General features: G+C 67.9%; 21 protein-coding genes and 1 pseudogene. 12 read left to right on the top strand and 10 right to left on the bottom strand.

Annotated elements, in window-relative coordinates; translation table 11 throughout:
* Positions 1 to 391: 391 nt before the first annotated feature.
* From VTA80_RS16560 to VTA80_RS16545, 4 genes are all read left to right on the top strand, one after another.
* Complete coding sequence (locus VTA80_RS16560; RefSeq protein WP_407342184.1) at positions 392 to 1,741, top strand: DUF5956 family protein; 1,350 nt, start codon at positions 392 to 394, stop codon at positions 1,739 to 1,741.
* 237 nt (positions 1,742 to 1,978) lie between these two features.
* Positions 1,979 to 2,599: a PadR family transcriptional regulator gene (locus VTA80_RS16555; RefSeq protein ID WP_407342183.1), complete on the top strand. Its 621-nt coding sequence runs from the start codon at positions 1,979 to 1,981 to the stop codon at positions 2,597 to 2,599.
* Positions 2,596 to 3,348, top strand: coding sequence for an ABC transporter ATP-binding protein (locus tag VTA80_RS16550; RefSeq protein ID WP_407342182.1), 753 nt, complete (start codon positions 2,596 to 2,598; stop codon positions 3,346 to 3,348). Before VTA80_RS16555 ends, VTA80_RS16550 begins: the two co-directional genes overlap by 4 nt.
* Positions 3,348 to 6,086 carry an FtsX-like permease family protein gene (locus VTA80_RS16545; protein WP_407342181.1) on the top strand — a complete coding sequence of 913 codons (2,739 nt, stop codon included), beginning with the start codon at positions 3,348 to 3,350 and terminating at the stop codon, positions 6,084 to 6,086. Before VTA80_RS16550 ends, VTA80_RS16545 begins: the two co-directional genes overlap by 1 nt.
* A 298-nt stretch (positions 6,087 to 6,384) precedes the next feature.
* Here VTA80_RS16545 and VTA80_RS16540 read toward each other — a convergent pair whose 3' ends face one another.
* From VTA80_RS16540 to VTA80_RS16525, 4 genes are all read right to left on the bottom strand, one after another.
* The gene (locus VTA80_RS16540; protein WP_407342180.1) at positions 6,385 to 7,095 is read right to left on the bottom strand and encodes a UPF0158 family protein; all 711 of its coding nucleotides are present in this window, start codon (positions 7,093 to 7,095) and stop codon (positions 6,385 to 6,387) included.
* Between the two features lie 36 nt (positions 7,096 to 7,131).
* On the bottom strand, positions 7,132 to 7,482 hold the full coding sequence (locus tag VTA80_RS16535; RefSeq protein WP_407342179.1) for a hypothetical protein: 351 nt from the start codon (positions 7,480 to 7,482) through the stop codon (positions 7,132 to 7,134).
* Between the two features lie 271 nt (positions 7,483 to 7,753).
* Positions 7,754 to 8,764 carry a hypothetical protein gene (locus VTA80_RS16530; RefSeq protein WP_407342178.1) on the bottom strand — a complete coding sequence of 337 codons (1,011 nt, stop codon included), beginning with the start codon at positions 8,762 to 8,764 and terminating at the stop codon, positions 7,754 to 7,756.
* Complete coding sequence (locus VTA80_RS16525; protein WP_407342177.1) at positions 8,761 to 9,339, bottom strand: SigE family RNA polymerase sigma factor; 579 nt, start codon at positions 9,337 to 9,339, stop codon at positions 8,761 to 8,763. Before VTA80_RS16525 ends, VTA80_RS16530 begins: the two co-directional genes overlap by 4 nt.
* A 376-nt stretch (positions 9,340 to 9,715) precedes the next feature.
* Between VTA80_RS16525 and VTA80_RS16520 the strand changes: the two genes are divergently transcribed.
* On the top strand, positions 9,716 to 10,258 hold the full coding sequence (locus tag VTA80_RS16520) for a SigE family RNA polymerase sigma factor (protein WP_407342176.1): 543 nt from the start codon (positions 9,716 to 9,718) through the stop codon (positions 10,256 to 10,258).
* On the top strand, positions 10,255 to 10,884 hold the full coding sequence (locus VTA80_RS16515) for a hypothetical protein (protein ID WP_407342175.1): 630 nt from the start codon (positions 10,255 to 10,257) through the stop codon (positions 10,882 to 10,884). The genes VTA80_RS16520 and VTA80_RS16515 overlap by 4 nt, the downstream gene beginning before the upstream one ends.
* A gap of 193 nt (positions 10,885 to 11,077) precedes the next feature.
* Here the strand turns inward: VTA80_RS16515 and VTA80_RS16510 are convergent, their stop codons facing one another.
* On the bottom strand, positions 11,078 to 11,389 hold the full coding sequence (locus VTA80_RS16510; protein WP_407342174.1) for a hypothetical protein: 312 nt from the start codon (positions 11,387 to 11,389) through the stop codon (positions 11,078 to 11,080).
* A 430-nt stretch (positions 11,390 to 11,819) separates the two neighbouring features.
* Between VTA80_RS16510 and murJ the strand changes: the two genes are divergently transcribed.
* Positions 11,820 to 13,508, top strand: coding sequence for a murein biosynthesis integral membrane protein MurJ (gene murJ, locus VTA80_RS16505; protein ID WP_407342173.1), 1,689 nt, complete (start codon positions 11,820 to 11,822; stop codon positions 13,506 to 13,508).
* Between the two features lie 507 nt (positions 13,509 to 14,015).
* Here murJ and VTA80_RS16500 read toward each other — a convergent pair.
* Both VTA80_RS16500 and VTA80_RS16495 read right to left on the bottom strand, forming a co-directional pair.
* Positions 14,016 to 15,215 carry an IS110 family transposase gene (locus VTA80_RS16500; protein WP_407342172.1) on the bottom strand — a complete coding sequence of 400 codons (1,200 nt, stop codon included), beginning with the start codon at positions 15,213 to 15,215 and terminating at the stop codon, positions 14,016 to 14,018.
* Between the two features lie 257 nt (positions 15,216 to 15,472).
* Positions 15,473 to 15,871 carry a DUF6578 domain-containing protein gene (locus VTA80_RS16495; protein ID WP_407342171.1) on the bottom strand — a complete coding sequence of 133 codons (399 nt, stop codon included), beginning with the start codon at positions 15,869 to 15,871 and terminating at the stop codon, positions 15,473 to 15,475.
* A gap of 1,567 nt (positions 15,872 to 17,438) precedes the next feature.
* Between VTA80_RS16495 and VTA80_RS16490 the strand changes: the two genes are divergently transcribed.
* Positions 17,439 to 17,804 carry a hypothetical protein gene (locus tag VTA80_RS16490; protein ID WP_407342170.1) on the top strand — a complete coding sequence of 122 codons (366 nt, stop codon included), beginning with the start codon at positions 17,439 to 17,441 and terminating at the stop codon, positions 17,802 to 17,804.
* Between the two features lie 184 nt (positions 17,805 to 17,988).
* Here VTA80_RS16490 and VTA80_RS16485 read toward each other — a convergent pair whose 3' ends face one another.
* From VTA80_RS16485 to VTA80_RS16475, 3 genes are all read right to left on the bottom strand, one after another.
* A complete protein-coding gene (locus VTA80_RS16485; RefSeq protein WP_407342169.1) occupies positions 17,989 to 18,234 on the bottom strand; it encodes a hypothetical protein in 246 nt (81 codons plus the stop codon).
* A 197-nt stretch (positions 18,235 to 18,431) separates the two neighbouring features.
* Positions 18,432 to 18,758, bottom strand: coding sequence for an antibiotic biosynthesis monooxygenase family protein (locus tag VTA80_RS16480; protein ID WP_407342168.1), 327 nt, complete (start codon positions 18,756 to 18,758; stop codon positions 18,432 to 18,434).
* Between the two features lie 149 nt (positions 18,759 to 18,907).
* Positions 18,908 to 20,295 (bottom strand): IS3 family transposase gene (locus tag VTA80_RS16475; protein WP_407342167.1). Its coding sequence is split into 2 segments (ribosomal slippage): positions 18,908 to 19,965 and positions 19,965 to 20,295, totalling 1,389 coding nucleotides; the frame shifts between segments, so codons are not numbered across the junction.
* 477 nt (positions 20,296 to 20,772) lie between these two features.
* On the opposite strand from VTA80_RS16475, the gene VTA80_RS16470 reads away from it, so the two are divergent.
* The 4 genes and pseudogenes from VTA80_RS16470 to VTA80_RS16455 all read left to right on the top strand — a co-directional run bounded on the left by VTA80_RS16470 (position 20,773) and on the right by VTA80_RS16455 (position 25,220).
* Entirely contained in the window at positions 20,773 to 22,041 is a 1,269-nt protein-coding gene (locus VTA80_RS16470) for an IS256 family transposase (RefSeq protein ID WP_407342166.1), read from the top strand.
* Positions 22,042 to 22,078: 37 nt separating this feature from the next.
* A pseudogene (locus tag VTA80_RS16465) lies at positions 22,079 to 22,495 on the top strand (GNAT family N-acetyltransferase); the annotation flags it as partial.
* Between the two features lie 244 nt (positions 22,496 to 22,739).
* Positions 22,740 to 23,807, top strand: a complete 1,068-nt coding sequence (locus VTA80_RS16460; RefSeq protein WP_407342164.1) for an IS110 family transposase — start codon at positions 22,740 to 22,742, stop codon at positions 23,805 to 23,807.
* Between the two features lie 126 nt (positions 23,808 to 23,933).
* Complete coding sequence (locus VTA80_RS16455; RefSeq protein WP_407342165.1) at positions 23,934 to 25,220, top strand: ISL3 family transposase; 1,287 nt, start codon at positions 23,934 to 23,936, stop codon at positions 25,218 to 25,220.
* Positions 25,221 to 25,267: the final 47 nt, after the last annotated feature.

Genomic DNA, 25,267 nt, shown 5'->3' with positions numbered 1-25,267 from the left:
ACCGGACACGGAAATTCGAGCCAGGACCTCCCGCAGTTTATGGCGCCCCCGCGCCAGCATTCGTCAACGTCAACGTCAACGTCAACGGCGCCCAGGCGCCTCACCGCCTACTTGGTGCGAAGTGCTGGGTCTGCCCGACCCGCGCGTTAACTGTCGTTATGCGCGGTTGGCGGAGCCCGGTTGGGCTTGAGGTCTTTGGAGGATGCTGCTGACCGCTTCTGTGATGTTCAGGGCCTTGGCGTGCCAGGATCGTCTGGTGCCATCAACGAGGGCTGGCGATGATGGGGCCGGACCCCGCTGGGCTCATGACCCTTGGGGTGTGGACGTACCGCCTGCTGTGGATGCCGCAGCCGAACGCGACCTCCCGCCTCGGTTGGTCGAGCTGGCATCGTTGACCGGTCCGCGGCCCGGGCGGGACAGCGACGCGTTCCCCGCCCCGTCCGAGCTTCCCGAGGTAGCTGTGCTGGAGGCGCAGGGGTGGGTCGGTCTCGACGACGCGCCGGGGCTGTGGGCGCTGCCGGCCGTGTGGCCGGCGCAGCTGAGGTGCTGGGTGCCCGATCGACGTCCGCGGATCGTCCGCATGTCTGTTCGCTCGGCTCGAGGCACGGTGGTGGACTCGACCCGTCCAGCGACAAGTGAGGAGATCGACGACCTCGAGTCCGAACGTGACGCCTTCGTGGCCGAGCTCGAGTTGCCGGCGCCGCCGCGCGGTCGGATCTGGCTGGTGCGCTCTCCCTGGCCACGCGAGCTGCCCACGGTCGCGCTGCTCGCGGTGATCAAGTCGCTGGCCTGGGGACCACGGGCGATCAGGCCGGGGCGCGGGAGCGACCCGGTGGCGCAAGCGGCGGTCGCGCTGCTGCAGGACACCTCAACGCAGGGGCTCAGTCGCGTGCGGGCCGTGGTGGTGAGCGAGCCGGTAGGTCATGCTGCCCTGGCGTGGGCCGATGGCGGTGCCGACGTCGGCGAGCACCTCGGTCCGGTCCTGGCTGGCGCCACCCCGCAGGACGTCGAGGAGGTCGAGACGGCGCTGACCACGGCGGGCCTGCCGTCGCCGTGGGGCCGCGAGATCGTCAGCGCATTCGGCGCGGACGACGCGAGGGAGTGGATCCAGTTGCTCGTCGAGCATCTCTTCTCGATCGCGGACCTGCGTGCGGTGAGCGCGGCGAACGAGGTGGCCGACCCGCACGAGGTCGAGCCACTGCTGCGTGCGGGGTGGTCCCTGCTGGACGCGCTCCTGCTTTGGCACGGGCCTGACATGCCATGGCCCGCAGCAGCGGCCTGGCATCACACCGGTCTACCCGCGGCGCAGGTCCACGCCTTGCTGAAGCAGAACCTGGCGTTGCTCCCGAGTGACCTCGAGGGCTGGACCGACAGTGGCGTCGATGTCGACGAGCTGCCGTGGATTCTGCGTGCGGACCCGCAGGTGACGCCGTCTGAGTGGGTGGCCTTCGCTCGCGCGGATCTCAGCTCCGACATCGCGCTGGACTGGCTTGCGCACGGATTCACCGCGCGCCAGGCCCTTGCTTGGGAGTCCGTCGACGTCGTGCCGGCTGAAGCAAGGTTCTGGCGGTCGCAAGGCCTCGGACCGGCGGACCTGCCACCCTCCGTCTCGGGCCAGCCCGTGCTGCCCCAGGGTGACTGGAGCTCGATGCGTGGCACGGACCGCCGATCCCGGACCTGGGCGTGCCAGGACCCGCCCGGAACTCGCGGCAGCGTTGCCCGCGACCTACGCGCGCACTGAGCATCACAGTTGAGTGAGCTCAAAGCCCACGGGGTCGGCGACCCCGACCGGCGTCATCGGAGTTCGTTGCGACGCCGCATGACTGTCGCTACCTGCCGCCTGGGGTCGGGGCGGGATCGTGGGCATCTGCGGCGCCGACACAGCCGGATTGATGGTCGGATGTCCTTGACAGCATCTGCTTACTGAGTAACCCTGTGGCTCAACAGTTACTCAGTAAGTACTCGGTCGGGGGTTGACGTGTCGGTTCGTCAGGGGATGCTTGCGCTGCTGTCGGAGCAGCCGATGCACGGGTATCAGTTGCGGCAGCAGTTCGAGCAGCGCACCGGCGGGACCTGGCCGTTGAACATCGGGCAGGTCTACACGACGGTGCAGCGCCTGGTGCGCGACGGCCTGGTCGAGCCGGTCCCGGACTCGGTCGCCTCCGAGGTGGACCAGTTCCGGCTGACGAACGAGGGTCGCGTCGCGGCCAGCGCGTGGTGGTCCACGCCGGTGACCCGGGGGGCGCCGGCCCGCGACGAGCTGGTGATCAAGTTGGCTCTGGCCGTGACTGCGCACGGGGTCGACGTCCGCCAGGTCGTCCAGGGGCAGCGGACCGAAACGATGCGCGCCCTGCGCGACTACACCCGGCTCAAGGCCACTGGGAATGGACCGCGGTCGGGAGAGCTCGGGGGCAGCGCACCGGACCTCGCGTGGTCGCTGGTGCTGGACAACTTGATCTTCACCGCGGAGGCGGAGATCCGGTGGCTCGACCATGTAGAGGCCCGCGTCGCCCGGGCGGCCTCGGAGCACACTCCAGGGGTCACCCGCGAGCCCGTCGAGACCGCTCCAGCTGGTTCGGCGCGCAAGGCTCGACGATGACCGGCGCGGTCGGGCCGGTGCTGCTGTCGATCCGTGGAGTCGGCCGAGTGCATGGCAAGGGAGACCTTGCGGTGCATGCCCTGCGTGCGGTCGATCTTGACGTGCGCCTGGGCGAGCTCGTCGCAGTGATGGGGGCGTCCGGTTCGGGCAAGTCGACTCTGCTCAACATTGCCGGCGGCCTGGACACCCCCACGTCGGGGACGGTCACCCTGGCCGGAGTTGAGCTGTCGGGCCTGGACCAGCGGGGTCGGGCGCGGTTGCGCCGGCGCAGCGTCGGGTACGTCTTTCAGGACTTCAACCTCATCCCCGCGCTGACCGCCGGCGAGAACGTGTCCCTGCCGCGCGAGCTCGATGGTGTCTCGACGCGGGTGGCCCGCCGCGAGGCACTCGCCGCCCTGACCGAGGTCGGCGTCGCCGCGCTCGCCGACCGGTTCCCCGACGAGCTGTCTGGCGGTGAGCAGCAGCGCGTTGCGATCGCCCGGGCGCTGATCGGGCCGCGCCGACTGGTGCTTGCCGACGAGCCGACCGGGGCGCTGGATTCGCTGACCGGTGAGGATGTCATGCGGGTGCTGCGCGCGCGGGTCGACGCGGGGGCGGCCGGGTTGCTCGTCACGCACGAGGCCCGGTTCGCGGCCTGGGCGGACCGGACGATCTTCCTGCGCGACGGCGTCGTGGTGGACAGCACCGGCGAGGCGTCCGGACCCGAGTCGCTCCTGGCCGCAGCCGCGCCCGGACCGGACGGACGCTGATGCGCACCTGGGGGGCTGGGATGCGCGCGGCCGGGCGGATCGCGCGTCGCGACGCGCTGCGGTCGAAGGGGCGCACCGCGCTGGTCGCGGCGATGATCGGGTTGCCGGTGCTCGCAGCTTCGACGGGGGCGGTCCTGCTCCTGTCTGGCCAGCCGACGTCCGCCCGCTACGCCCAGATGCGCCTCGGCGATCAGACCCGGGCCCGCATCGACTCGTTCGTGGCCCCCGGACTGACCCAGGATGCCCGGGGTGGCTTCTGGAGTTCGAGCGCGACCGGCACCCCCGAACCACCCACCCTGGCCGACTACCAGGACGACCTCGCGGCCGCGATACCGGCGGGCGGCGCGCTGATCCGGACCGTTCACGGCAACGCGACCGTGGCCACCGCTGACGTCGCGCCGACCGCCGCCCTGGAGATCGCGGAGCTGCCGACCGACGTGTCCGCCATCGCCTCGCTGGCCCCGGTGGTCGACGGCGTCCTGCCTGCCGGAAGCGGCCAGGTCGCCTTGAGTAGATCGTGGGCGACGCGCCTGTCGCTCGGCCTGGGCGACACCGTCGAGGTCACCCCGGTGCTGGGCGACCCGATCACGATGACCGTCACCGGGGTACTGGCCAATACCGGGACCGGCCCGGCCCTGGTTGCCACGCCCGGTTCCCTGCTCTCGCTCCCGCAGACGGCCGCGACGGGCCCGACCTGGATCCAGTGGTACGTCACCGGTCCCGCCGCGGTCACCTGGGCCGAGGTGTCCGCGATCAACGAGATCGGCTCGGTGGTGGTCAGTAGGGCTGTGATCCTCGATCCGCCGGCCGAAGCCCTGAGCAGCACCTCGCCCGTCGGCGGTGGAACGCTCGCCCTGATCGCGGCTGTGGCTGCCATGGCCCTGCTCGAGGTCGTGCTCCTGATCGGCCCCGCCTTCGCGGTTGGAACCCGCCGCAGCGAACGCCAGCTCGCCTTGATCGCCGCCAGCGGTGGTGAGCGGCGGACCCTGCGCCACGTCGTCCTGCTCGGCGCCGCAGGGATCGGCGCCACCGCGTCCCTCGCTGCAATCGTGGCCGGCATCGCTCTGGCCGCCGCGATCCGCGCCGTCGTCCTGCTTCGCGGAAGCGTCGCGTTCCCGGACTTGCGCATCCCATGGGCCTTACCGCTGCTCATCGTCCTGGGCACGGCGATCGCCGCCGCGGCCGCGTGGATCCCGGCCCGCCGGGCCGCCCGGGTCGACGTCGTCGCGGCCCTGGCTGGTCGTCGCCCCCAGACCCGCACTCGCCACGGCGTCCCGATCATCGGCCTGGTGCTCTTCGCCCTCGGTGCGGCCGCCGCGCTCCTGGGTGCGATCCGCTCCGACCGCGTCCTGCTGGTCGGCGGGGTCCTCGCCCTCGAGATCGGCCTGATCGCCGCCTCAGGCGGGCTCGTGACCCTGGTGGGCCTGCTCGCCCCGCACGCCGGGGTCGCGGGACGGATCGCGATGCGAGACGCCGCGCGGCAGCGCGGGCGCACCGCCCCGGCGATCGCTGCAGTGATCGCCGCCATTGCCGGCGTCGTGGCAGGCGCGGTCTACACCCAGTCCGGAGAGTCCCAGCGCGAAGCGCAGTACACCCCGTTCTCCGCCGTCGGCGTAGTGGCACTGGGCTTCACCTGGAACGGTGCATCGATCGACGCCATTGCCAGGCAGTACGACGCCGCCGAGCAGGCTGTGCGTGCGGGGATGCCGGTCACCGCCGTCCACCCCGTCTACGTCGCCGCGCCCTCCGACCCCTCCGAGCCGGGTTCCCTGCTTGCTGACCTTCCCCCCGAAAACTGGTGCCCGGACTCCCTAGGTGCCAATCTCAGTGCGGCGGAGCGTCGCGCGGCAGGAAACGACCCCCGATGCCAGACCGGTCGTGGCGGTCAGGTTCTGTGGGTCCAGCCCGAGAACTTCAACCCCGTGCTCGTCGACGACGGGACGGTGCTGGAGTCGCTCGAATTGCCCGCGTCAGCCACCGCCACCGAGGCCCTACGCGCCGGAAACGTGGTGGTCTCCTCACGGTACGACCTGTGGCCCGACGGGACAGTCCACCTGACCCCAAGTTCCCAGGACCCGGTGACCGGCGAAGCGGTGACCGGAAAGACGTTCATCCTTCCGGCCGTCGCCGTGGATCTACCAGCTTCCGCGCAGTACAGCGTCGTCCTGCCACCCCAGGTGCTCCCTGAGATGGGACGACAAGCCCAGCTCGCCGGGCTCGTGGCGCCGACCTCACGAATCCCCACCCAGCGCGAGCAGGACCTCACCGCACGGACCCTGTCGACCGCGGCGCCCGCCGCGTACCTCAACGTCGAACGCGGATTCACCGACCAGCAACCACTCGTGCTATGGGTCCTGCTTGCCGCAGCAGTCGTCGTCGGCCTCGGCGCGACCGGCCTGTCGGTCGCACTCGCCGCAGCAGAGTCGCGACCCGACCTGGCCACGCTCAGCGCCGTCGGTGCCAGCCCGACCGTGCGCCGACGGGTCGCGGCCGCCCAGGCCGGCGTGATCGCCATCGGCGGCGTCGGACTCGGCGGCCTCACCGGCCTGCTGCTCGGGTGGGTCCTCGTGCTGGCCGAGCGGTACCGGTACGACAACAGGGTGGATCTCGACTGGCAGGTCATCGTGCCCTGGCCCGCCATCGCGGCCATCGTCGTCGGCGTCCCTGTGCTCGCGATCGCCGGCAGCTACCTCCTGACCCGATCGCAACTGCCCATCGGCCGACGGATCGCGCGCTGACATGACCACCGACGTCGACCGCGAGCTACGGTGCGCGACCCTGCTGTACCGACTGAAACTCGCCGCCCAACTCAAGCGCCGCACCCCACGGACCGTCCCCCAGCAGGTCAGGCGAGACCGACCCTCAGCAGGCTCCCTGGAGCTGCTCGCAGCTGAATCGCGCGCCCCCGGTACAGCGCTCGCGATCGTGGCACCGTGCCTGACCGGGGCCGATAACCCCACCCGTTAGCTGTCGCGAAGTGTCGGCTGGCTCATCGTCTACTTGGTGCGCTTGCGTCGCGAGTCGCCAGAGGCTCGGTCACGATTCTTGCGGGGGCGGCGCGGGAGCGTATCCCTCTGCTGCTAACCAGGCCCGAGCCCGACCGCGTTGGCGGTCCTCGCTGAAGGCGTGCCACCGGTCGAGCAGTTCGGGCCTTGTCGACAGCTGGTCCTTGAAACGACGGAACGCACCTCGTCCGCCAATGGCACGACCGAGCTGGTCCACCTGGTCTGTGTCGTTGAGTGTGGCGATGAAGAGCTCCATGTCGCGGTACCCCGCGCGAGAGCCCTCGCACTCGACCCACAGCCACCGCTCCGCATCGTCATCGTCCTCGATGTCTCCCAGTTCCTCGGCGTACTCGATCGCCGGCTGGGGCCACACCTGTCCGGTCCGTCGATCGATGCGCCCGCCGCCGTTGACCGGGTCGCCTTCCAACACGCCCGCGAGCTCCTCGAGGTCGACCGGCAATGGGCGCAGCATCGGTATCGGCCCGGACCCCAGGGCCGCCTCGAGACTGGCCGCGAGGTCGGCGTCGCCCTCCCACCCCCGGCCCTGCAACGCGGCCACGCACCGGTGCGCCGCTTCGTCGATGCCGCCGGTCGGCGCGGGGAGCACGCGGAGCAGTCCGTCACCGATGAGTTGGAGGGCGTCTTCTGGCCATTCCTGGCGTTTGAGAATGCCAACCAAGGAGTCGGCGTCCCCGCGGTAGATCGCGACCCGCAACTCGGCCCGTTCCTCGCCGTGGTTCATGCGCACATTCTGCCGCCGCACGCTGGCGTCGGCCGCTCAACGCTCTATCGCACCGACCCCGGGTCCGTGGGCCGGTGGTCGCACCAAATGGACGATCGCCGTCAGGATTAGCAGGGCGACGGTCGTGGCGAAAACGGTGGCCATGTTGAGCAGCGACGTCGCCATACCTGGCGGGAAGAGGCCGTCACTGCCGCCCGACTGGCTCCCTGCGTGGCCCATAAACAACCCTCCGAAGAAGGTCACGCACGCGAGAATCTCGCACAGCCCCGGCGCAATCAGGAGGTACCACCACGTCATGCGTCGCCGGATGATCATCACCGCGAGCCAACCGGCGACCAGCAGCGCGGGCAGTTTCCATGCGTAGGCAAGTACGAACTGCCCAAACATGGTCATAGTCGTGCCTCTCGACAACGCGTCGACCCGGCGGCATTCCAGGATGCTGACGTCGTCGGAAGGCGGACTCTATCGCCGCCGGTCAGATACGCCGTGCCTGGCGCTCAGCATCGATCGACAGCGACTTGATGGCGCCGTGCTGTATGGCGGGTCGCCAGGGGGCACTTCGTGGTCACGACCTGGACTGGCGTGCCACGAGACTGCCAACGCCTCGGCGATCCGCAGGGCCGTCAGGTGCGTCGACGGCTGTGCGGTAGGGCGTGAACTACGGCATGTCGATACCGGCGTTGGCCAGGTATGCCCGCGACGTCACCAGCGCCAGTTTGGCCGTTGTCTGGTACGCCGCCACGAACTCAGGCGCCGAGTCGAGGTACGCCTGCTGGTCGCCCGCATCGATATCCGCCAACCTCTGCCGCAAGTCCGTCGACTCCTTGCAGTCGATGTCGATCAGGCCGATCCGCACCTGCTCCGGCAGGCTCATGCTCAACACGCCGGCCGGCTGAAGAGAGCCCTCCTCGTCCGGCGCTGCCACCTCGTGAGCTTCCAGACAAGCGGTCCACTCGGCGATCACGGCCTGGCCCTCGGGCCTGTAGATAGCGGACTCGGCCCCCACGGCCGGCTTGATGTCGTCGAACGAAGTGGGCTCAAAGATGAACCCCATCGGCCGCACCTGGTCCACGCACGACTGCATCGCCGCCTCGACCGCAGGCGAGGAGACGTGAATCTCGCTGCCCTCCCCGTCGTAGGGGTCGAGCGCCGGCTCCGCGTAGCCGCGCTGCCTGAGGTCGTCCCGGTTCCAGATCCCGTAGAGCCTCGAGGTGTCCCGTAGTGCGGTTCGCGTGACCGCGAAGACGAAGCTGTCGGCGTATCCAGCGTCGGCCATGCACCGCGACCGGGCGAGGTCCCACGCGCTCATCATGATGTCGAGGTCGTTCTGGCTGACCTGAAAGCTCGTAAAGGGCGTGGTCACCACACCGGTCACCGGGTCGATCACGGCGTGCGCGGAGCGTGGCGATGGCCCGGGGGCTGGCGCAGTCGTCGCTGTACTCGTCGCCGTCGTGGCTGGCGCAACGGCGTAGTGCGTACCCGGCAGCACGGCCACGGCCGCAGTGACCAGGCCCGCGACCGCGACCGTACTGATGACGGAGACAGCGGCCACCCGCGTCCCACGGCGACGTCGTCCGACCGCCAGGACGCGACGATGATCGACGGGCAGGGGCGGCGTCGGCCCCTCAAGGTTCTTCAGGTGAGCGACGAAGGCGTCGTCGTTGTTCATCGGGACTCCTCAGTGACCGCAGAACCAGACAGGATCGTGCGCAGCTGGTCGAGACCGCGCGACGCAGTGGACTTCACGGTGCCCACCGAGATATTCAGGTCGTCGGCGACCTCGCGCTCTGACAGGTCCAGCAGGTACCGCAACACGACCACCCGGCGCCGGCGCGGGCTGAGTTGCAGGAGGGCGCGGACCAGGACGTCCCGGTCGGCGTGCGCGTGGGTGCCCGACCCGCCGGCCGCGAGCTCAGGCATCGCCTCGGGCGACGTCAGGAACTCCCGTCGGCGCCTACGCCAGGTGTCGATGCGCAAGTTCGTGAGCGTCCTGCGGGCGTAGGCCAGCGGGTCGCCCGACCTGGCGCGAGGCCACGCCATGTACGTGCGCACAAGCGCCTGCTGAACCAGTTCCTCGGCACGGTGCACGTCGCCGCACAGCAGCCACGCCATACGGCCCAGCAGTGGCTCCGCCTCGACCATGAACGCCGTGAACTCCGCCGCCCGATCGTGCAGCGCATGGTCGACGATCACATCGACCGTGCCATCCGGCTCCACCGCCAGCCCCTCAAACAACGTCGTCATGCCCAGAACACGCAGCGGGTGGTCGAAAGGTTGCTCAGTCTGCCGCACGCCCCGGTCAGAAGGCGCCGAACTCGAGGAGTCACTCGGGCTCCACTACATAGCTCGCTACGTTCTCAGCCCCTAAGTCCACGTAGGGGCCCAAACAGCAGTGGGCCGCTGGCCTCATCCATCACTTCTCAGACAGCCCGTCGCTTTGCGGCTATCGACTCGTTGGAGAATGACTAACTTCATCAAGGATGGCCTACCCCTTTTGTGTCGAAATCGCATCCTTGCGGACCGGCACGGAAGATACGTCACTCGATCCGTGCAACCTTTTCCGGGTGCGATGCCTCTAAGTAGGTGACAGGTACTCCACCACCACCGGAGGATACGAACCGTGGCTCAAGGCAATGAGCAGTTCGAGGAGCTGGTCAGGCTGCACGGGCCCGCCCTGTTCCGCACGGCCGTGCTCTTGGCCGGCGATCGGGACAACGGCCAGGACCTGCTCCACGACGCGTTGGAGCGTGTCCTGCGGCGCGCTCCCGGAGGCGGGGTCGAGTTCCCGGCGGCGTACGTGCGGACCACGATGGTCCGGCTCGTTCAGCGGCGCCGGCTCGACCGTGTCTTGCACGGGGCGGCCCTCAACGCCCAGGCGCACCCTGCCTCGGCGACCTCGTTTGACGGTGTGGACCAGCGGGACGTGCTCCTTCCCGCGCTGCGGCGCTTACCACCGAGACAGCGCAGCGCCGTGGTGCTGCGCTACTGGGAGGGCTGCAGTGAAGCCGAAGCAGCCGAAATCCTGCGGTGCTCAGTGGGGACCGTCAAGAGTCAGGCCTCGCGCGGGCTGGCGAAGTTGCGCGTGTCCTGCGCGACTGCCTTTCCCGAACGAGGCGCTGCACCTACCCGCTTGATATCCGCGACCACAGGAGAGCCCACATGAACGGCACGCAGTTCCGCAGTGTGGCCGACGCAGCCACCACGGCCATCCCGTTCGACGCCCAGTCAGTGATCGACGGGGTGTATGCCAAGAACCGCACCAGGACGCGCGGCCGTCGGGTGCTGCTCGGGCTACCGGTCGCTGCCCTGCTCGCTGTTGGCGGGGTGACCTTGCCGTCCATCGTCTCGCCCGACCTGGCGCCGACGGCAGTTGCGGCGTACCAGTTCGCCACCGTGCCCGCCGATGCTGCCGTCGTGGCGGAGGTCGACGGCATCAAACTCCACTACCTGCCGGCGGGGATCGAGGTCATGCCCGTCTCGTTGAATACCTACCCCTACTTGGGAGGCACCTCGACCCAGGCGTGCTTCGAAGACGACTGCAGCTCCGGGCTCGGGGTGTCGGTGACCCGCAGGCCGGGTCTGACCTTGGACGAGCACGTCAAGGTGAACTGGTTTGGTGGCTCGATCACCACGACCGTTGGCGGCAAGCCCGCCCTGGCGAACGGCATCAAAGCCGATGACGCCGCCGGCCTGGTGTGGTCCCCGGAGGTCGGGGTGGTCGTCGAGGTCCACTTCGGCAAGGGCCGAGCCGCCGAACTCCGCGAGGTCGTCGAACAAATGAGCCTCTAAACATCAACAACCGGGCGGTCGCGATCACGGTGCCACCGCGTCCGGCCTCGCCGGTCAGGACGAAACGAAACTCACTCCCGGCACCCATCACGGACTCCCGCGACAGAGCTAGATCCACCGCAAAGCTGTCGCTACCTGGCGGCGATGGACGTTTCTCGCTTCTGAAGAACTTCTAGATCCCCACCTCGACCCTTCATGTACTCCATCCCCCGACCACAGAAACGGCAACAAGAAAAAACGTCGGCAAGAGTGTCGCCCCCGCACTCGCGAGCCAGTACCGCCACCTGGCCAGCACTACTCGACGCCCCAGGATGTCGTTGACGAGCCACCAGACCAGAGCGAACAGCGCCACCACAGGCCCCCCGATCAGGAACCACGGCAACATCCCGTCGTTCTCCGTTGGTTCCCCCTGTGTCCAGCCCAGGGCCGCGAGCGGCCAATTCGAGGCGAAATACCACAATAGCCAGATTGGAATGACACCAGGGATTCCCAGCAGGAGGTTCACGCTCAGGGCTGTCAGCAACCGGATCTGCCAGCGCCCCCTACTCACGCCCGCAGTCGATGTCACTTGTTGCACGAGAGCAGGTTGCAGTTCTTTAGCACGTTGAACAGGTCGATCAACTCGCGGGTTCTCCTTGCGCGCATGCGGCGACCCTACCGGCCGACGCCCCTGGAAGAGCGACGCCCTCCTCCAGCCAGGTCCGAAACGCAGACACCGGATAACTGTCGCTCAGTTGTGGCACGGTGCGCGCGACTGGTCGGTTGAGAGCCTGCAAACGAACCCGCCACTTCTGATTCGAGCGCGCACGCCTGCTGCAGCTTCAGTAGCGAGTAGCCTCGCAGGCGCCGGACTGCCGGGATGTCAGCAAGGAGTAGACGTCGTCAAGGACGAGTCCGAGAGTGCCGATCGAGATTTTCACGATAGCGGGGGCCGCATGAGCGCATTGGTGCCCGACGCGGTGGATCCGAACGTCGCGATTCCTGTAGTGCGGGCGGGGCTCGGTCGAAACACCTCGCTCATGGCGTCCGGCACGGCCCTTTCGCGGGTTCTCGGCTTGGCCCGTATCGCGCTGCTGGTGTACGCGATCGGTCCGACCGGTATTGCCGCGGACTCCTTCGCGATCGGGAACAGTCTGCCGAATGTCCTCTTCCTGTTGATCGCGGGCGGGGTGCTCAACGCGGTGCTCGTCCCGCAGGTGGTTCGGGCCTACCAGCGCCCTGGGTCCGACGGCGAGGAGTACGTCAACCGGCTGCTCACCCTTGGAACGGCTTTGCTCGTGGGGTGCGCCGCGTTGCTGACCCTTGCGGCCCCGCTGATCGTCCCGGTGTTCTCGAGCTTCAGGGATCCGCACGTGACGGGTCTTGCGGTGTTGTTCGCGTATTGGTGCTTGCCGCAGATCTTCTTCTACGGGCTCTACTCGCTCCTGGGCCAGGTCCTGAACGCGCGCGGCAGCTTCGGCCCGTTGATGTGGGCGCCAGTCGTGAACAACGTCGTCGCGATCGCCGGTCTGGGCGTGTTCATCGGCGTGTTCGGGATCTACCACGACCACAACGTCGCCCTCGGCGACCCCGGCGCCTGGACAGCAACGAAGGTTGCTCTGCTCGCAGGTACGGCGACCCTGGGTGTGGTCGCGCAAGCGTTGGTGCTGCTCGTCCCGCTGCACCGCAGCGGGTTCCGGTACCGGCCGCGGTGGGGGCTGCGGGGCGTCGGACTCGCCACGGCCGGCCGGGTCGCGCTGTGGACCTTCGCCGGGCTCGCCGTCGGGCAGGTCGGAGTAGTGGTGGTGTACAACGTGTCCAGCGCGGTGGGGAACACCACCGACGGTGGCGCGGGCTTGGCGGGCACCGCCATGTACGGCTATGCGTTCCTAGTCTTCATGCTGCCGCACTCCCTGGTCACGGTGTCCTTGCTGACCGCGCTGTTCACCGGCTTGTCCGCACGAGCCGCCGCCGGGGATCTCCCCGCGGTGCGAGCGGACCTGTCGTTCGGGCTGCGAACTGTCGGGCTATTCACCGTGATCGCTGCTGCGGTGCTCATGGTGCTCGCTTCGCCGGTCGCCCGGGTGCTGCAGCCCGGCGCGAGCGCACAGGAGGTCACCGCGCTCGCCGGGGTGATCGTCGCAATGCTCGTCGGCTTGCCCGCCTTCGGGGCGTGGTCCATGGCCCAGCGCGTGTTCTACGCCTACGCGGACGCTCGCGCCATGTTCCCGATCCAAGTCGTCATGGCAGCCGTTGTCGTCGTCGGAGCGCTGTTGGCCCAGGCCTTGACCGCTCCGCGCTACTGGGTCGTGGGCGCGGGCATCGCCATGAGCAGCTCGTACGTCGTCGGCGCGACTGTCGCTCTTTGGATGCTGGCCTACAGACTCAAAGGCATCGACGCGCGTCGGATCGCGCGTCCGCACCTCCTGGCGGGCACCGCCGCCGCCGTGGCGGCCGGGACAGGGTGGGGCATGGCCCGCCTCCTGGGTGGCTTCGACGGCGGACTCGCACACGCCGTGCTCATCAGCATTGCCATTGGGTTGGTCATGTTGGGCGTGTACGTCGCGCTCCTGAAGGTCATGCGCGTCGCCGAACTCGACGACCTACTGCGACCCCTGCTTCGACAGATGAGGCGCAGGACTTAACTGGCTGTACTACCTGTCAAGTGCGTGCTTGGGCGTGCGGGATCGTCCCGGGTCGCGGGGGCGGGTTGCGCTGTCGCCGGCGGTGCCTTCTCGCGGATCGGTGCCGGACGCCCACGCTGACTTATGCGACCTCGCCAGGCTGAGCGCGGGGCGGGTCATCTGGCGTCGTTCGGGCTGCCACATGGCGAAGGACCGGGCACCAAGCTAAAGATCCGGCATCACCTCGGGAGGTGTGCCATAGCTGTCACGGTGTCTGGTCCGGCCCTTCGTCCGGTCCAGCGTCGCACCGCCGGTGGAGGTTGTGAAGAGGGTCGTGCTCCCTTCGTTCGAGAACCAGTGCGTGGGGGGCTCGGTCGTCCTCGCCGGCCGGTCAGGGTGCGTCCAGTCGCGGTCGCCGTCAACGTCGTTCGTCCTCGCTGCGCTGCGGGCGCTCCACGTTGACCGCTCGCGCGTCTGGACGGGTGGGCCGGGACGCGGGGACGGCCTCGCTCGGGGCAAGGTGTTCGGTCAGCCCCAGCGGGCGGGGTCGTAGACGTCGTGGTCGCGGACCAGGGCGTAGGCGATCCGGTTCGCGCGGTGCGCCATCGCGCAGGCGACGATCCCGCCGGGCTTACCGCGGGCTTTGAGGCTGGCCGCGTAGGCGCGGGACGGTTTGTCGAACTGCCACAGGCCGATGCCGAGGTCGATCAGCGACCGGCGCAGTGGCACGGACCCTTCGCGGGTGATGGACCCGTCGCGGCGTTTACCCGCGGACTCGTACTGCGTCGGGGTCAGGCCCGACGCCCGGTAGAGCTCGCGGTGACCAGGCCACCGGGCCGGGTCACCCACGGCCGCCCCGTAGGTCCCGGCGCGCACCACGCCCCACCCGGGCACGGTCGTCAACGGTGCGAACGGGCTCGCCGGCACGAGCCGGGCGAGCTCGACGTCGGCCTTGTTGACCTGCACGTTCAGGTTGGCCAGCAAGGTCAGGTCCGCGGCCAGCATGCCCCGAGCCACGTCGGCGTCCGGGGTGGGCAGGGCGTCTTTGGCGGCCTGCACCAGCCGGTCGGCCATGGGCCGGTGCACCCGCAGACCGCGGCGGCCCGCCGCGAACCGGATAAACCGGGTAGCGCCCAACGCCGCCAACCGGGCCGGGTCGGCGAACTCCGCGATGATCAGATACCCGACCTGGGTGGACAACACGTCCGGCAGCGCCAACGTCAACCCGGGGAACGTCCGGTCGAGCTGACCGAGGAGTTGGTTCTTCGTCGCGGTGCGCGTCGCGATCCGGCGCCCGCGCATCCCGGCCCACGCTGCGAGCTCACCAAAGACGTGGTCCCTCGCGGTGAGGGGTATCCCGCGTCCGGCCAGGACGAGCTCGGTGATCGCCTCGAGGTCGATCGCGTCGGTCTTGACCCGACGCCGCCCCGCGACCCGGCGCTGCTCGGCGACGTGGGCCGGGTTGAGCTCGAGCACCTCCCACCCTGCCGGCCACGTCGAGGGTGCGGTCAACGGCCGGTGGTAGTGGCCGGCCGCCTCGATCCCGACCTTGACCAACCCCGCTCCGGGCACAACCTGCTGGACCCGGGTCAGAACACCGGCCAGACCGGGCCGGGTCATCGGAAAGACGACCGGGCCGAGCAACCGAGAACGTGCCGAGTCGGTCACCGACAATGCGACCGAAGTCTTGCCGACGTCGACCGCGACGACGACAGTGGAAGACGTCACAGGAGCAGCATGCTGAACGGACACGACCCACCTCCGGGGGTGCCGGAAGGCCGACGCGTCAACGTCAGACCTTCGGTTGAGGAACCTGACAGGTCCCTTCCTGGCACCTCCGGAGGTGTCCTGTGAAGGACTCCTCGAGATATATCAGCTGTCGTGAAGCGCCGGGTCCGCAGCGACCTCGCCGTCGACGATACCGGTGCAGCCCGACCGGATCCCGGGTGGGTCGAGCGCTGTGTGACAGCCAGTGGCTCGGTCGATCAAGCGCGACTTGGCAGCAGCTCCACTTCGACCACGTAGCCGTTGAAGCGTTCGCCTGACTCGTCCCGAACATCGCCGTCAGCGCGAGACACCTCTCTCAGGACGGCTGAGCCAGCGACGGGGTACAGCGTCCGCTCGTCGAGACTGGTCGGGGCGTACCGGCAGAAGGCGCCCTGGATCGCGACGACCGTCCCCTGGCGCAGCGGATGGTCGCCTGGCGGGTCGTCGTGGTGTTCCTCTGAATACGAGATTCGACGGGCGATCACGGGATCGAGCGCGGTCTCAAGCCAGTCGACGTCTGGGGCGTCGTTCAGCCGCCACTCGACGTGCGTGCCCACAGCAAAGGGCTGGCCGCAGCACTGCATCTGCCACCCGTCGACCCAGATCAGCTCCGCCATGGATCGAGTCTCTCAACACATCGCGCGCTGCCTCCCGTGAATACCCGCAGGAGAACCCGACCCATGCTCATGCGGCTTACCTGTCGTGAAGCGGTAGGTCGCTGGCGACCTTTGCGGCATCAAGCGAAACTCGGGCGGGTGCCGCTTGACCGCAATGCGGCTATGGACGACGTCGTGAGCGCCCGGCGAGATCCAGACCCACCCGGCCGAGGAATGTGGTCGGGACGCCCCCACCGTCAAGTTCATAGAACCCCGATGTCCCGCTCAAGTTCAGCCTAACTCCGACGCCGAAGGCCAAGGCCAGCACCAAGGCCGCCACCGCAGGTGGTCCGACCGCGAACAAGACCACTCCGACGATCACACCACGGCCACGATGAGCATGCTCAGGTGGCGGCGCGATCTGTCTGACGCCCAGCCAATCGGCGTATCGGTCGGCACACCTGTTTGCCGAACGGGTTCAAGGGGCTGCTCTGAGTAGATGCCTCTACCCGAGCGCTACCCAGGCGGTTCCGTCTTCTCGGAACTTGAAGTACTTGCGTTTAGCCTCATACGCTCAGCACGCACGAGATACAAACCACCAATTACTACAAATGGGATGCCTGGCCAGGGTCGATCACTCGTGATGAATATCAGACTCGACAGGCCCCAAAGCAGGGCCAGGATCGCATTGCCCTTTGGGCCAAGGCGCGTAGCCACACGGGAAAACAATCTACTTGCGATCATTCTCCACCTTCTCTCGCGCAGATCAGGTTCAGGAAGGCGACTATGGGTACGGTGGCTCGGTGCCCGACGAGATGCCGGTTCTGGACGCCCAGCGCACCTCGATCACTAGCGATCAAGATTCCGAGGCTGGACGCCAGCCGTGATGACATCCATCAAACGGTTGAGCCATTTCATGACCTGGACGATATGTCTCACGAGCAGGATCCCCATCTCTAGTTCGGTAGACCGTTTACAATCACGCCAAGGCATTCCGCGCGAATCGGGTCAATATCCCCACGCGGCGTTTCGACGGTGTGCCGAACCTCGCAGACCCAGTCTCTACCTATTATTTGGTCATGACCGGCGGCTCCTAGGACCGTCGGACTTGCGCGGCGCGGCACCGGCGCTTTTCGGCAACCCACAGCACGAAACTGGGACCGCCGAGGATCGCTCATGTCCCTCGTCTGTCCCGAACCCGCTCGGTTGTCTTTCACCTCGTTCGCGCCCTGACGAACGACGTACTCGAACACGCCGAGCAGTTCCCCGAGAGGGTCCTGACGGCGATTCACGCGGTTGGCCGAACGAACGCCAAGTAGTTGGTGCGACCCGATGTTCGCGAGTCGCCGCTTACCTGTCGTCATGCCGCGAGTTCCCTCGGGTCCGAGCCGTCGTTGCCAGCCCCACTTTCGGACGCGGACGTGAGGTCAACAGGGGAAAGCCACGGCCAGAAGCGACACGGGCCGTAGCCTGCAGGACGTGCTCAACGACGACTACAACGAACTTCGTGGACTCGGCCTGCGCTTCGAAATCGAGTCGAGCATCGATCAACTTCAGACGTCCTGGCAGCGGGCAGGAGAGTTGTCCAATGGGTGACATTCGGCCCGAAGTGGAGCGGTTGGCGCAGTGGGCGCCGCTGCCGGAGGACGACAACGACTGGACGGAGTACGACCTCGAGCGGTACACGGCGGACGCCTTCGCGATAGAGGAACCGATCACTACCGCTGAGCGACTTGCACTTATGCCGCTTCTCGATATGGCAACGGAAGAGAACGCCTTCGGGGCGACAAACGTCGTCCGCCATCTCATCGAATCCGCTCCGCATCCACCGTACTGGTGGCGAGATCTCGACGAGACTAGGCCCTGGTTTGCCTTCATCAAGATGCGGGGCTTGAACTGGGAACGGAGCAACCCGGACGAGATGCATGAGCCCGACGTAGCGGTGTCGCCGTAGACAGAGGACTTGCGCAGGGAGGCACCGCCCGCGCTCCTCGCGCCGACCCGGAGCGCGATCAGGCGACGGAGCTTTCGACGTCAACTAGGCGCCTCATGGCTGTCGCGAAGTGCTGGTTCTTGATGGCGGTCTTATGCCCGTCGATAGGCGGCGCAATACTCGGGCCAGCAGGTGGGAGCGGGGCTCATATACCCGAGCTTGGCCGCCGCACCTGGTGCTTGTGCCAATCCAAGACCTGGAAGACGAAGAGGCCAATCGCGAAGGCGCCGAGCGCCCACCACGTCAGGTGCAACGAGGCCGCGACGGCGCCGAGCGCGAACGGAACTATCGAACCGAGCCAGGAACGCGCACGCTGCCCGACCGAGCGCGCGGGCTCGTCAGGGCCGAGGTAGGCGTGCGGATCGACGGGCCGAGCCTTCGGAGTCTCCACCGAGCCACGGTAGTCGCGCCGGCGACTTGAAGGGCACGCAAACCAATGTCAAGAAGTTCGCGAGACTCCGCAACAAGGCCGCCCCTCGAGTACGGGCCCGTCGTACAGCGGTCGTCAAGTGCCGATCCGGCCGGCGGGTTGGACCTGCAGCAGTCGTCTTCGGCGCACCGAGAGAGCGAAGCCTTTCTGGCTGCGAGTCAGCGCGTCGAACCGCCGGCGATCTCGTAGGACCACAGTTCGCTGCTCATACCCGCCCGCGAAGCCGGAGCTGGCTCCTGATCTGCAGCCGCGCTGCGGTGCCCGTGTGCGAACGCCGGCGAGTTCGTCCATGCCTGGAACGACTCGTCGTCGACCCAGCGGGTCAAGACCAACCAGGTGGTGCGTTCATCGGTCGGCTTGAGCAGCTCGAAACCTTCGAAGCCCGGCTGGTCGTCGACCGCGCCGACGCGCGCGGCGAACCGGCTTGCGAGCTCGTCGCCACCTTCGGCCGGCACGGTGATCGCGTTGATCTTGATGATGGTCATCGAGTGACTCCTCCTCATGGGGCGCCGGACGGATAGCGCTTGGGAGTGCTCAACCTACGGGCCGCATTCGATCGACGCGAAACGCCCGACCTGCCAGGTCATCTGTACGAGAGGCCGGAATTTGTCAAGGTAGTTGAGGCCGGTGGGTGTTAAGCGGCTAAGCCGATGCCGGTGTTGTCGGCGGGCTGGTTGATCCACGCGGTGGTCGGGATGGCGAGGATCTTGGGGTCCTCGGTGGTGGCGAATCGTTCGGGGTGCCGGCTGCGTGCGGCGGCCAGGACGACGGCCCGTTCGGCGGCCTTGGCGGTCGCCAGGCCGTAGTGGACGTCGGCAGGGGTGTTCAGCCCGATGCCGGTGTGGTGGTGGTGATGGTTGTAGCCCTCGACGAAGTCGGCCATGAATGCCCTGGCGTCGCCCAGCGAGGCGAACCGCTCGGGGAACACCGGGGCGAACTTCAACGTCTTGAACCACGACTCCGAGTACGGGTTGTCGTTGCTCACCCGGGGCCGGCTGTGGGACTTGGTGACCTCCAGGTCGGACAACAGCGCCGCGACGGTTTTGGACGTCATGGACGTGCCCCGGTCGGCGTGGACCACGTTCGGGATCCCGTGGACCCCGAAGATCTCCCGCATCATCTCCGCGGCCAGGACCGCGGACTCGTGGGCGTGCACGTGCGCCCCCACGATGTATCTCGAGTAGATGTCGATCATCACGTAGGCGTCGAAGTACTTGCCCTTGACCGGACCCGCCAGCTTGGTGATGTCCCACGAGTACACCTGCCCCGGCCCCGTCGCGACGAGCTCAGGGATGGCCCGGGCCGGGTGCCGCGCGAGGCGGCGGCGCTCTTTGACCTGCATTTTCGCGGTCAGGATGCGGTAGATCGTTGAGATCGACCCCAAGTACACGCCCTCGTCGAGCAGGTGCGCGTAGATCTGGATCGGAGGCAGGTCCACGAACCGGACCGAGTTCACGACCGCCAGGATCTCGGCCCGCTCGACGTCGGACAGCTTGTTCGCGGGCACCCTGGCCTGGGCCAACGTCGGCGTGCGGGGCTTGCGGGTCGCGGTCGCGCGCGGCACCCCGACCAGGACGGCCGCGGCCCGGGTCGCGACCCCCACGACGGTCAGGTCACGGTAGATGTCCATCAGGGCTTGGTGTGCTCGGCGTCGTCCTGCGAGCTCTTGGTAAGCACTTCCAAGAGCTCGTGCGTTTTTCCCATGATGACCAGAGCAGCCTCGGTGGTCACCAACCTCCGCTCGGTCTTGTCGAGCTGGCGGCGCAACCGGGCGATCTCGGCCTGCTCGGCCGACAGCCGCCCGATCTTCTCCCCGGGCGCCTTGCCCGCCAGGACCCCCGCGTCGCGGAACCGGCGCCACTCGCTGATCAGCGACGAGTACAACCCGTTCTCGCGCAGATACGCACCGCCCTGCCCGTTGGCGAGTGCCGCCTCGTACGCGGCCAGGTGGTCAAGCTTCTGCGCGGCGGTGAACGACCTCCTCGAGGTCGGGCCCCCCGAGCGAGGTCCGGGGCTGCTCATACGACCATCGTCGCGTACCGCGATCAAAGACGAACTCATGCTGATGGACTCCTGGTTCACGCCCCACGCTGGCGGACTTGCTATGAACCACCGGCCTCAACTCATCCTGACCCGTAGGGGGCCGCCGCCTTACAGGTCATCCACCTGGCGACCCAGCGGGAATCGTGACGCCTTGGCGGGGCACCATCTCTGAGCACCGTCGTCGAAACTGCACTCGCCGCATCGGAGCAAAACAGTATTTGGCAGGCGCCATGTCGGAAAACGTGTTGCTCGTCCGAGCGTCGAAGCGGGACCCTCAACCGGTGATCCTTCGCACAGAGCACTTGATCCTTCGCCCGTTCACCACACACGACGGGCCAGGGCTGCATTCCTACCTGTCCCAAGAAGGTGCGGTGCACTACGGGGACTGTCCGGGTAACGGTGTAACTGCTGGTCTGGCCCGACACGCCGGGCGTTGCCTGGCGGGAAGGCGCCACCATGACGGACACGATCGAGTCCATGGTGAAACTCGATGAGGTCGAGCGGCATCGGTTCGCTCAGCAGCTGGTCGACCAGGCCAAGTCCGAAGGGGTCGATCTGATCGGCCCGGGTGGGCTTTTGACCGGGCTGACCAAGACAGTGCTCGAGACGACACTGGAACAGGAGGTCTCCGAGCACCTCGGCTACGACAAACACGACCCGGCCGGGCGCAACGGCGACAACTCCCGCAACGGCACCAGGTCCAAGACGGTGCTGACCGAGATCGGTCCGGTCGAGATCGACGTGCCCCGGGACCGGGACGGCACCTTCGAGCCCACGATCGTCCGCAAGCGGCAACGCCGCCTGGACGGCGTCGACCAGCTGGTGCTCTCGCTCACGGCGCGGGGCCTGACGACCGGTGAGGTCGCCGCGCACTTCGCCGACGTCTACGGGGCCACGGTCTCCAAAGACACGATCAGCCGGATCACCGAGAAGGTGTCCGCGGAGATGGTCGAGTGGCAGCACCGGCCCCTGGATCAGGTCTATCCGGTGATCTTCATCGACGCGATCATCGTGAAGGTCCGCGACGGGCAGGTGATGAACAAACCGTTCTACGTGGTCATCGGTGTGACCACGGCCGGAGAGCGGGACATCTTGGGGATCTGGGCCGGCGACGGCGGCGAGGGCGCGAAGTTCTGGCTCGCCGTGCTCACCGAGATCAAGAACCGCGGCGTCAATGACGTGTGCATCGTGGTCTGCGACGGGCTCAAGGGTCTGCCCGACGCGATCACCACCACGTGGGAGCTTGCCCTGGTGCAGACGTGTGTGATCCACCTGATTCGGAACACGTTTCGGTACGCCTCCCGCAAGGACTGGGACGCGATGGCTAAGGATCTGCGTCCGATCTACACCGCCCCCAACGCCGAGCACGCCGAAGCGCGGCTGGGTGAGTTCGCCGAGAAGTGGCAGGTCAAGTACCCGGCCGCGATCAGGCTCTGGCGCTCGGCCTGGGCGGAGTTCATCCCGTTCCTGGACTACGACGTAGAGATCCGCAGGATCATCTGCACCACGAACGCGATCGAATCCCTCAACGCCCGCTACCGGCGCGCGGTCCGGGCCCGGGGACACTTCCCGACCGATCAAGCAGCCCTGAAGTGCTTGTATCTGGTCACCCGGTCCCTGGACCCGACCGGGCGCGGCCGGGCACGATGGGTCATGCGCTGGAAGGCGGCGTTGAACGCCTTCGCGATCACCTTCGACGGACGCATCAACCCGTCGATGAACTAAACCGCCAGACGGCAGTTACACCGTCTATCGGACACTCCCGCACTACGAGCCGTACGGCGTGCAGGACGAGCAGGCCGCAGAGCAACTCGCCGCCGAACGAGCACAAGACGACTCGTACTGGGCTGTTTGTCTGGAACCGGGCGGGGATTTGATCGGCAACCTCTACCTGGCAGCGAGCGGTCCCGAGCAATGGCGCACCTGGGAGCTTGGGTACGTTTTCAACCCCGACCGCTGGGGGCGGGGCTACGCGACAGAATCATGCCGAGGCGTCCTCGAGCACGTGTTCCGGGACCTTCGGGGCCACCGGGTGCTCGCCGAGTGCAGCCCCGAGAACACGCGCTCGTGGGCACTGCTCGACCGGCTTGGCTTCCGCCGCGAGGGGCACATTCGCGCCGGTGCGAGCTTTGCGGGCTCTTCACTATGGATTCGTGGACCAGTTGGTCCGACTCCTTGAGGGACGTGGCGGTCCGGTGCCGCCGGGGCCAGGATGGCTCGGTGGGGCGGGTCTGACTCACGGCTCTTCTGACGTCGCCCGGTTGGCGGCTGTCCTTCCCGCGACGTGTCGACCGGCCTGGCTCACTACCGGTGCAGCCGAGCCGGGCCGTCATGTCCTGATAGGGGTTTGACAAGGGTCCCGATAGTGAACTGACTGACGCCCGGCCGGCTGCGCACCCGACACAACAGAGGGGCGCATCTCCATGGTGAAGCACGAAGGCGGGCCGGTCTACGGCGGGATCGACACCCACGCCGACACTCATCACGTCGCGGTGATCGACGTCCACGGAAGGCCGCTGGGCGACGTGCGGGTTCCGGCCACCGCGGCCGGCTACCGCCAGGCGGCACGGTTCATCGGCCGGTGGCCACAGGTGGTCAAGGTCGGGGTCGAGTGCACCGGCAGCTACGGGGCCGCGGTGACCCGCGAGCTGACCGCGGCTGGTCATACGGTCATCGAGGTCAACCGGCCCAACCGGTTCGATCGTCGCGCTCGAGGCAAGACCGACGTGTACGACGCGTACTCCGCGGCCGAGGCTGTGATGACCGGACGGGCAGACGCAGCCCCCAAGGGCGCCGATGGGCTGGTCGAGGCGCTGCGTGTACTGCGCAAGACTCGGACCTCGGCGCTGCGGGATCGGACCGCGACGATCAACCAGATCAAGGCGATGCTCATCGCCGGGCCAGAGGCTCTACGGGCCCGCTACCGCGGGCTGTCCACCACCCGACTGACCGCGACACTGGCCGCGACACGTCCCACCTGCACCCCGGTCACCTCCGCCGAGGCCACCGCCTACGCCCTGCGCGTCTTAGCCCGCCGTTACCTGCTGCTCTCCGAGCAGATCGCCGATCTGACCGGCCACCTGCACCGGCTCCTGGACGACCATGCCCCAGCGTTGATGGCTGTCTTCGGTGCAGGCCCGGACACTGTCGCCCAGCTGCTGATCACTGCCGGCGACAACCCGGACCGGCTGCGCTCAGAGGCTCACTTCGCCGCACTAGCCGGTGCGTGTCCGATCCCCGCGTCTTCGGGCAAGACCAACCGGCACCGCCTCAACCGAGCCGGCGACCGGCAGGCCAACTCCGCGCTCTACCACGTCGTGATCGTGCGCATGCGCTACGACCCCACCACCCGCGCCTACGTCGTACGCCGCACTGCCGAAGGCCGGACGAAGATGGAAATCATCCGCTGCCTCAAGCGCTACCTCGCCCGCCAGCTCTACCCACTGATCCGCGACGTCCTCCAACAACCCGCCAGGTCCGCGGCCGCTTGACGAATCTCTATAGGAGTGTCGCGGTTCGTGGTGAAACGGGTGCGGTGCCTCGTGTGACGTAGAGGGCTCGTGGACCTGCTGGGATGGGTGTTGTCGAGACATCCAAAGACCAGAGGACCACGAGCCGTGTTCGAGCCTACGGGTTCGCAGCGTGATGCTGCGAGCACGATCTTCAACCTGTCCGACTACCGCGTGATCGACGCGCTCGAGGTTCCCGGCCATGCCCGGCGGGTCGAGGTCGAGTCCACCTCCCCGCCTGGGTGCCCTACCTGCGGGGTGATCTCGGTGCGGGTCCACTCTCGGCGCCGTCAGCGGGTCCGCGACATCCCGGTGGCTGGCGCGCTCGAGGTCATCTGGTGCAAGCGGCGCTGGTTCTGTGACGAGTGGAGATGTGGGCGGGGCACGTTCTCGGAGTCCACGATCGAGGTGCCGCCCCGGGCGAGGTCCACGGCGCGGCTGCGTGTGGCGGTCGTGGCCGCGGTGATCGACTCGGGGCGTGCGATCAGCGAGACGGCGCGCGCTCACGGGGTGTCGTGGTGGATGGTTCAGACTGCGGTGACGATGGCCGCGCTGATGCTGCCGAGGGTCGGCGCGGTGGCCGTCAAGAAGCTGGGCGTGGACGAACATCGGTACCGCAGTGTGCGGTTCTACCGGACCGAGAGCGGCGCGTGGGCGCGGTACGAGCCGTGGATGTCCACCATCGTGGACGTCACCACCGGGCAGGTGCTCGCCGTGGTGGACGGGCGCGGGTCTGCCGGCGTCGGCGCGTGGCTGGCGGCGCGGCCCATCGAGTGGCTCGCGCAGGTGGAGGTCGTCGCGATCGACCCGTCCGCGGCGTTCCGCAAGGCGATCCGCACCCACCTGCCCTGCGCTGCCGTGTCCGTCGACCCGTTCCACCTCGTGATGTTGGCCAACGCGGCCATGACCGCGGTCCGCCAGCGCCTGGTGCGCGACCACAAGGGACGCCGTGGGCGGCTGGTGGACCCGGCCTGGGCGAACCGGCGCCTGCTGCTGCGCGGCGCGGACACGTTGTCTCCGGGCGGGTGGGCCCGGTTGGAGAAGGTGTTCCGCTGCGACGACCCGACCGACGAGCTCGGCGCCGCGTGGGGCATCAAGGAACAGGTCCGACGGCTGCTCAACACGACGTCACTGGCCGACGCGCACGAGGCCAAGATGCTGCTCGGCCACTACGTGATGGTCGCGAACATGCCCGAGACCGACCGGCTGTGGAACACGATCTGCGAGTGGTGGACCGAGATCGAAGTGCTCATCATCACCGGCGTCACGAACGCGAGGACCGAAGCCGCGAACACCTCGATCAAAAACATCAAGCGCACCGGACGAGGGTTCCGGAACCCCGCCAACTACAAAGCCCGTATCCTCCTGCGCAGCGCAGCGAAGAGAGCGGCGTGAACACCTACCCAGTAGGACCGTTCACCACGAACCGCGACACTCCTATA

The sequence above is a fragment of the Pengzhenrongella phosphoraccumulans genome, assembly GCF_045689905.1.
Taxonomy (GTDB): domain Bacteria; phylum Actinomycetota; class Actinomycetes; order Actinomycetales; family Cellulomonadaceae; genus Pengzhenrongella; species Pengzhenrongella phosphoraccumulans.
The sequence above is the reverse complement of the archived record's forward strand: the minus strand, read 5'-3'. Positions and strand labels throughout refer to the sequence as shown.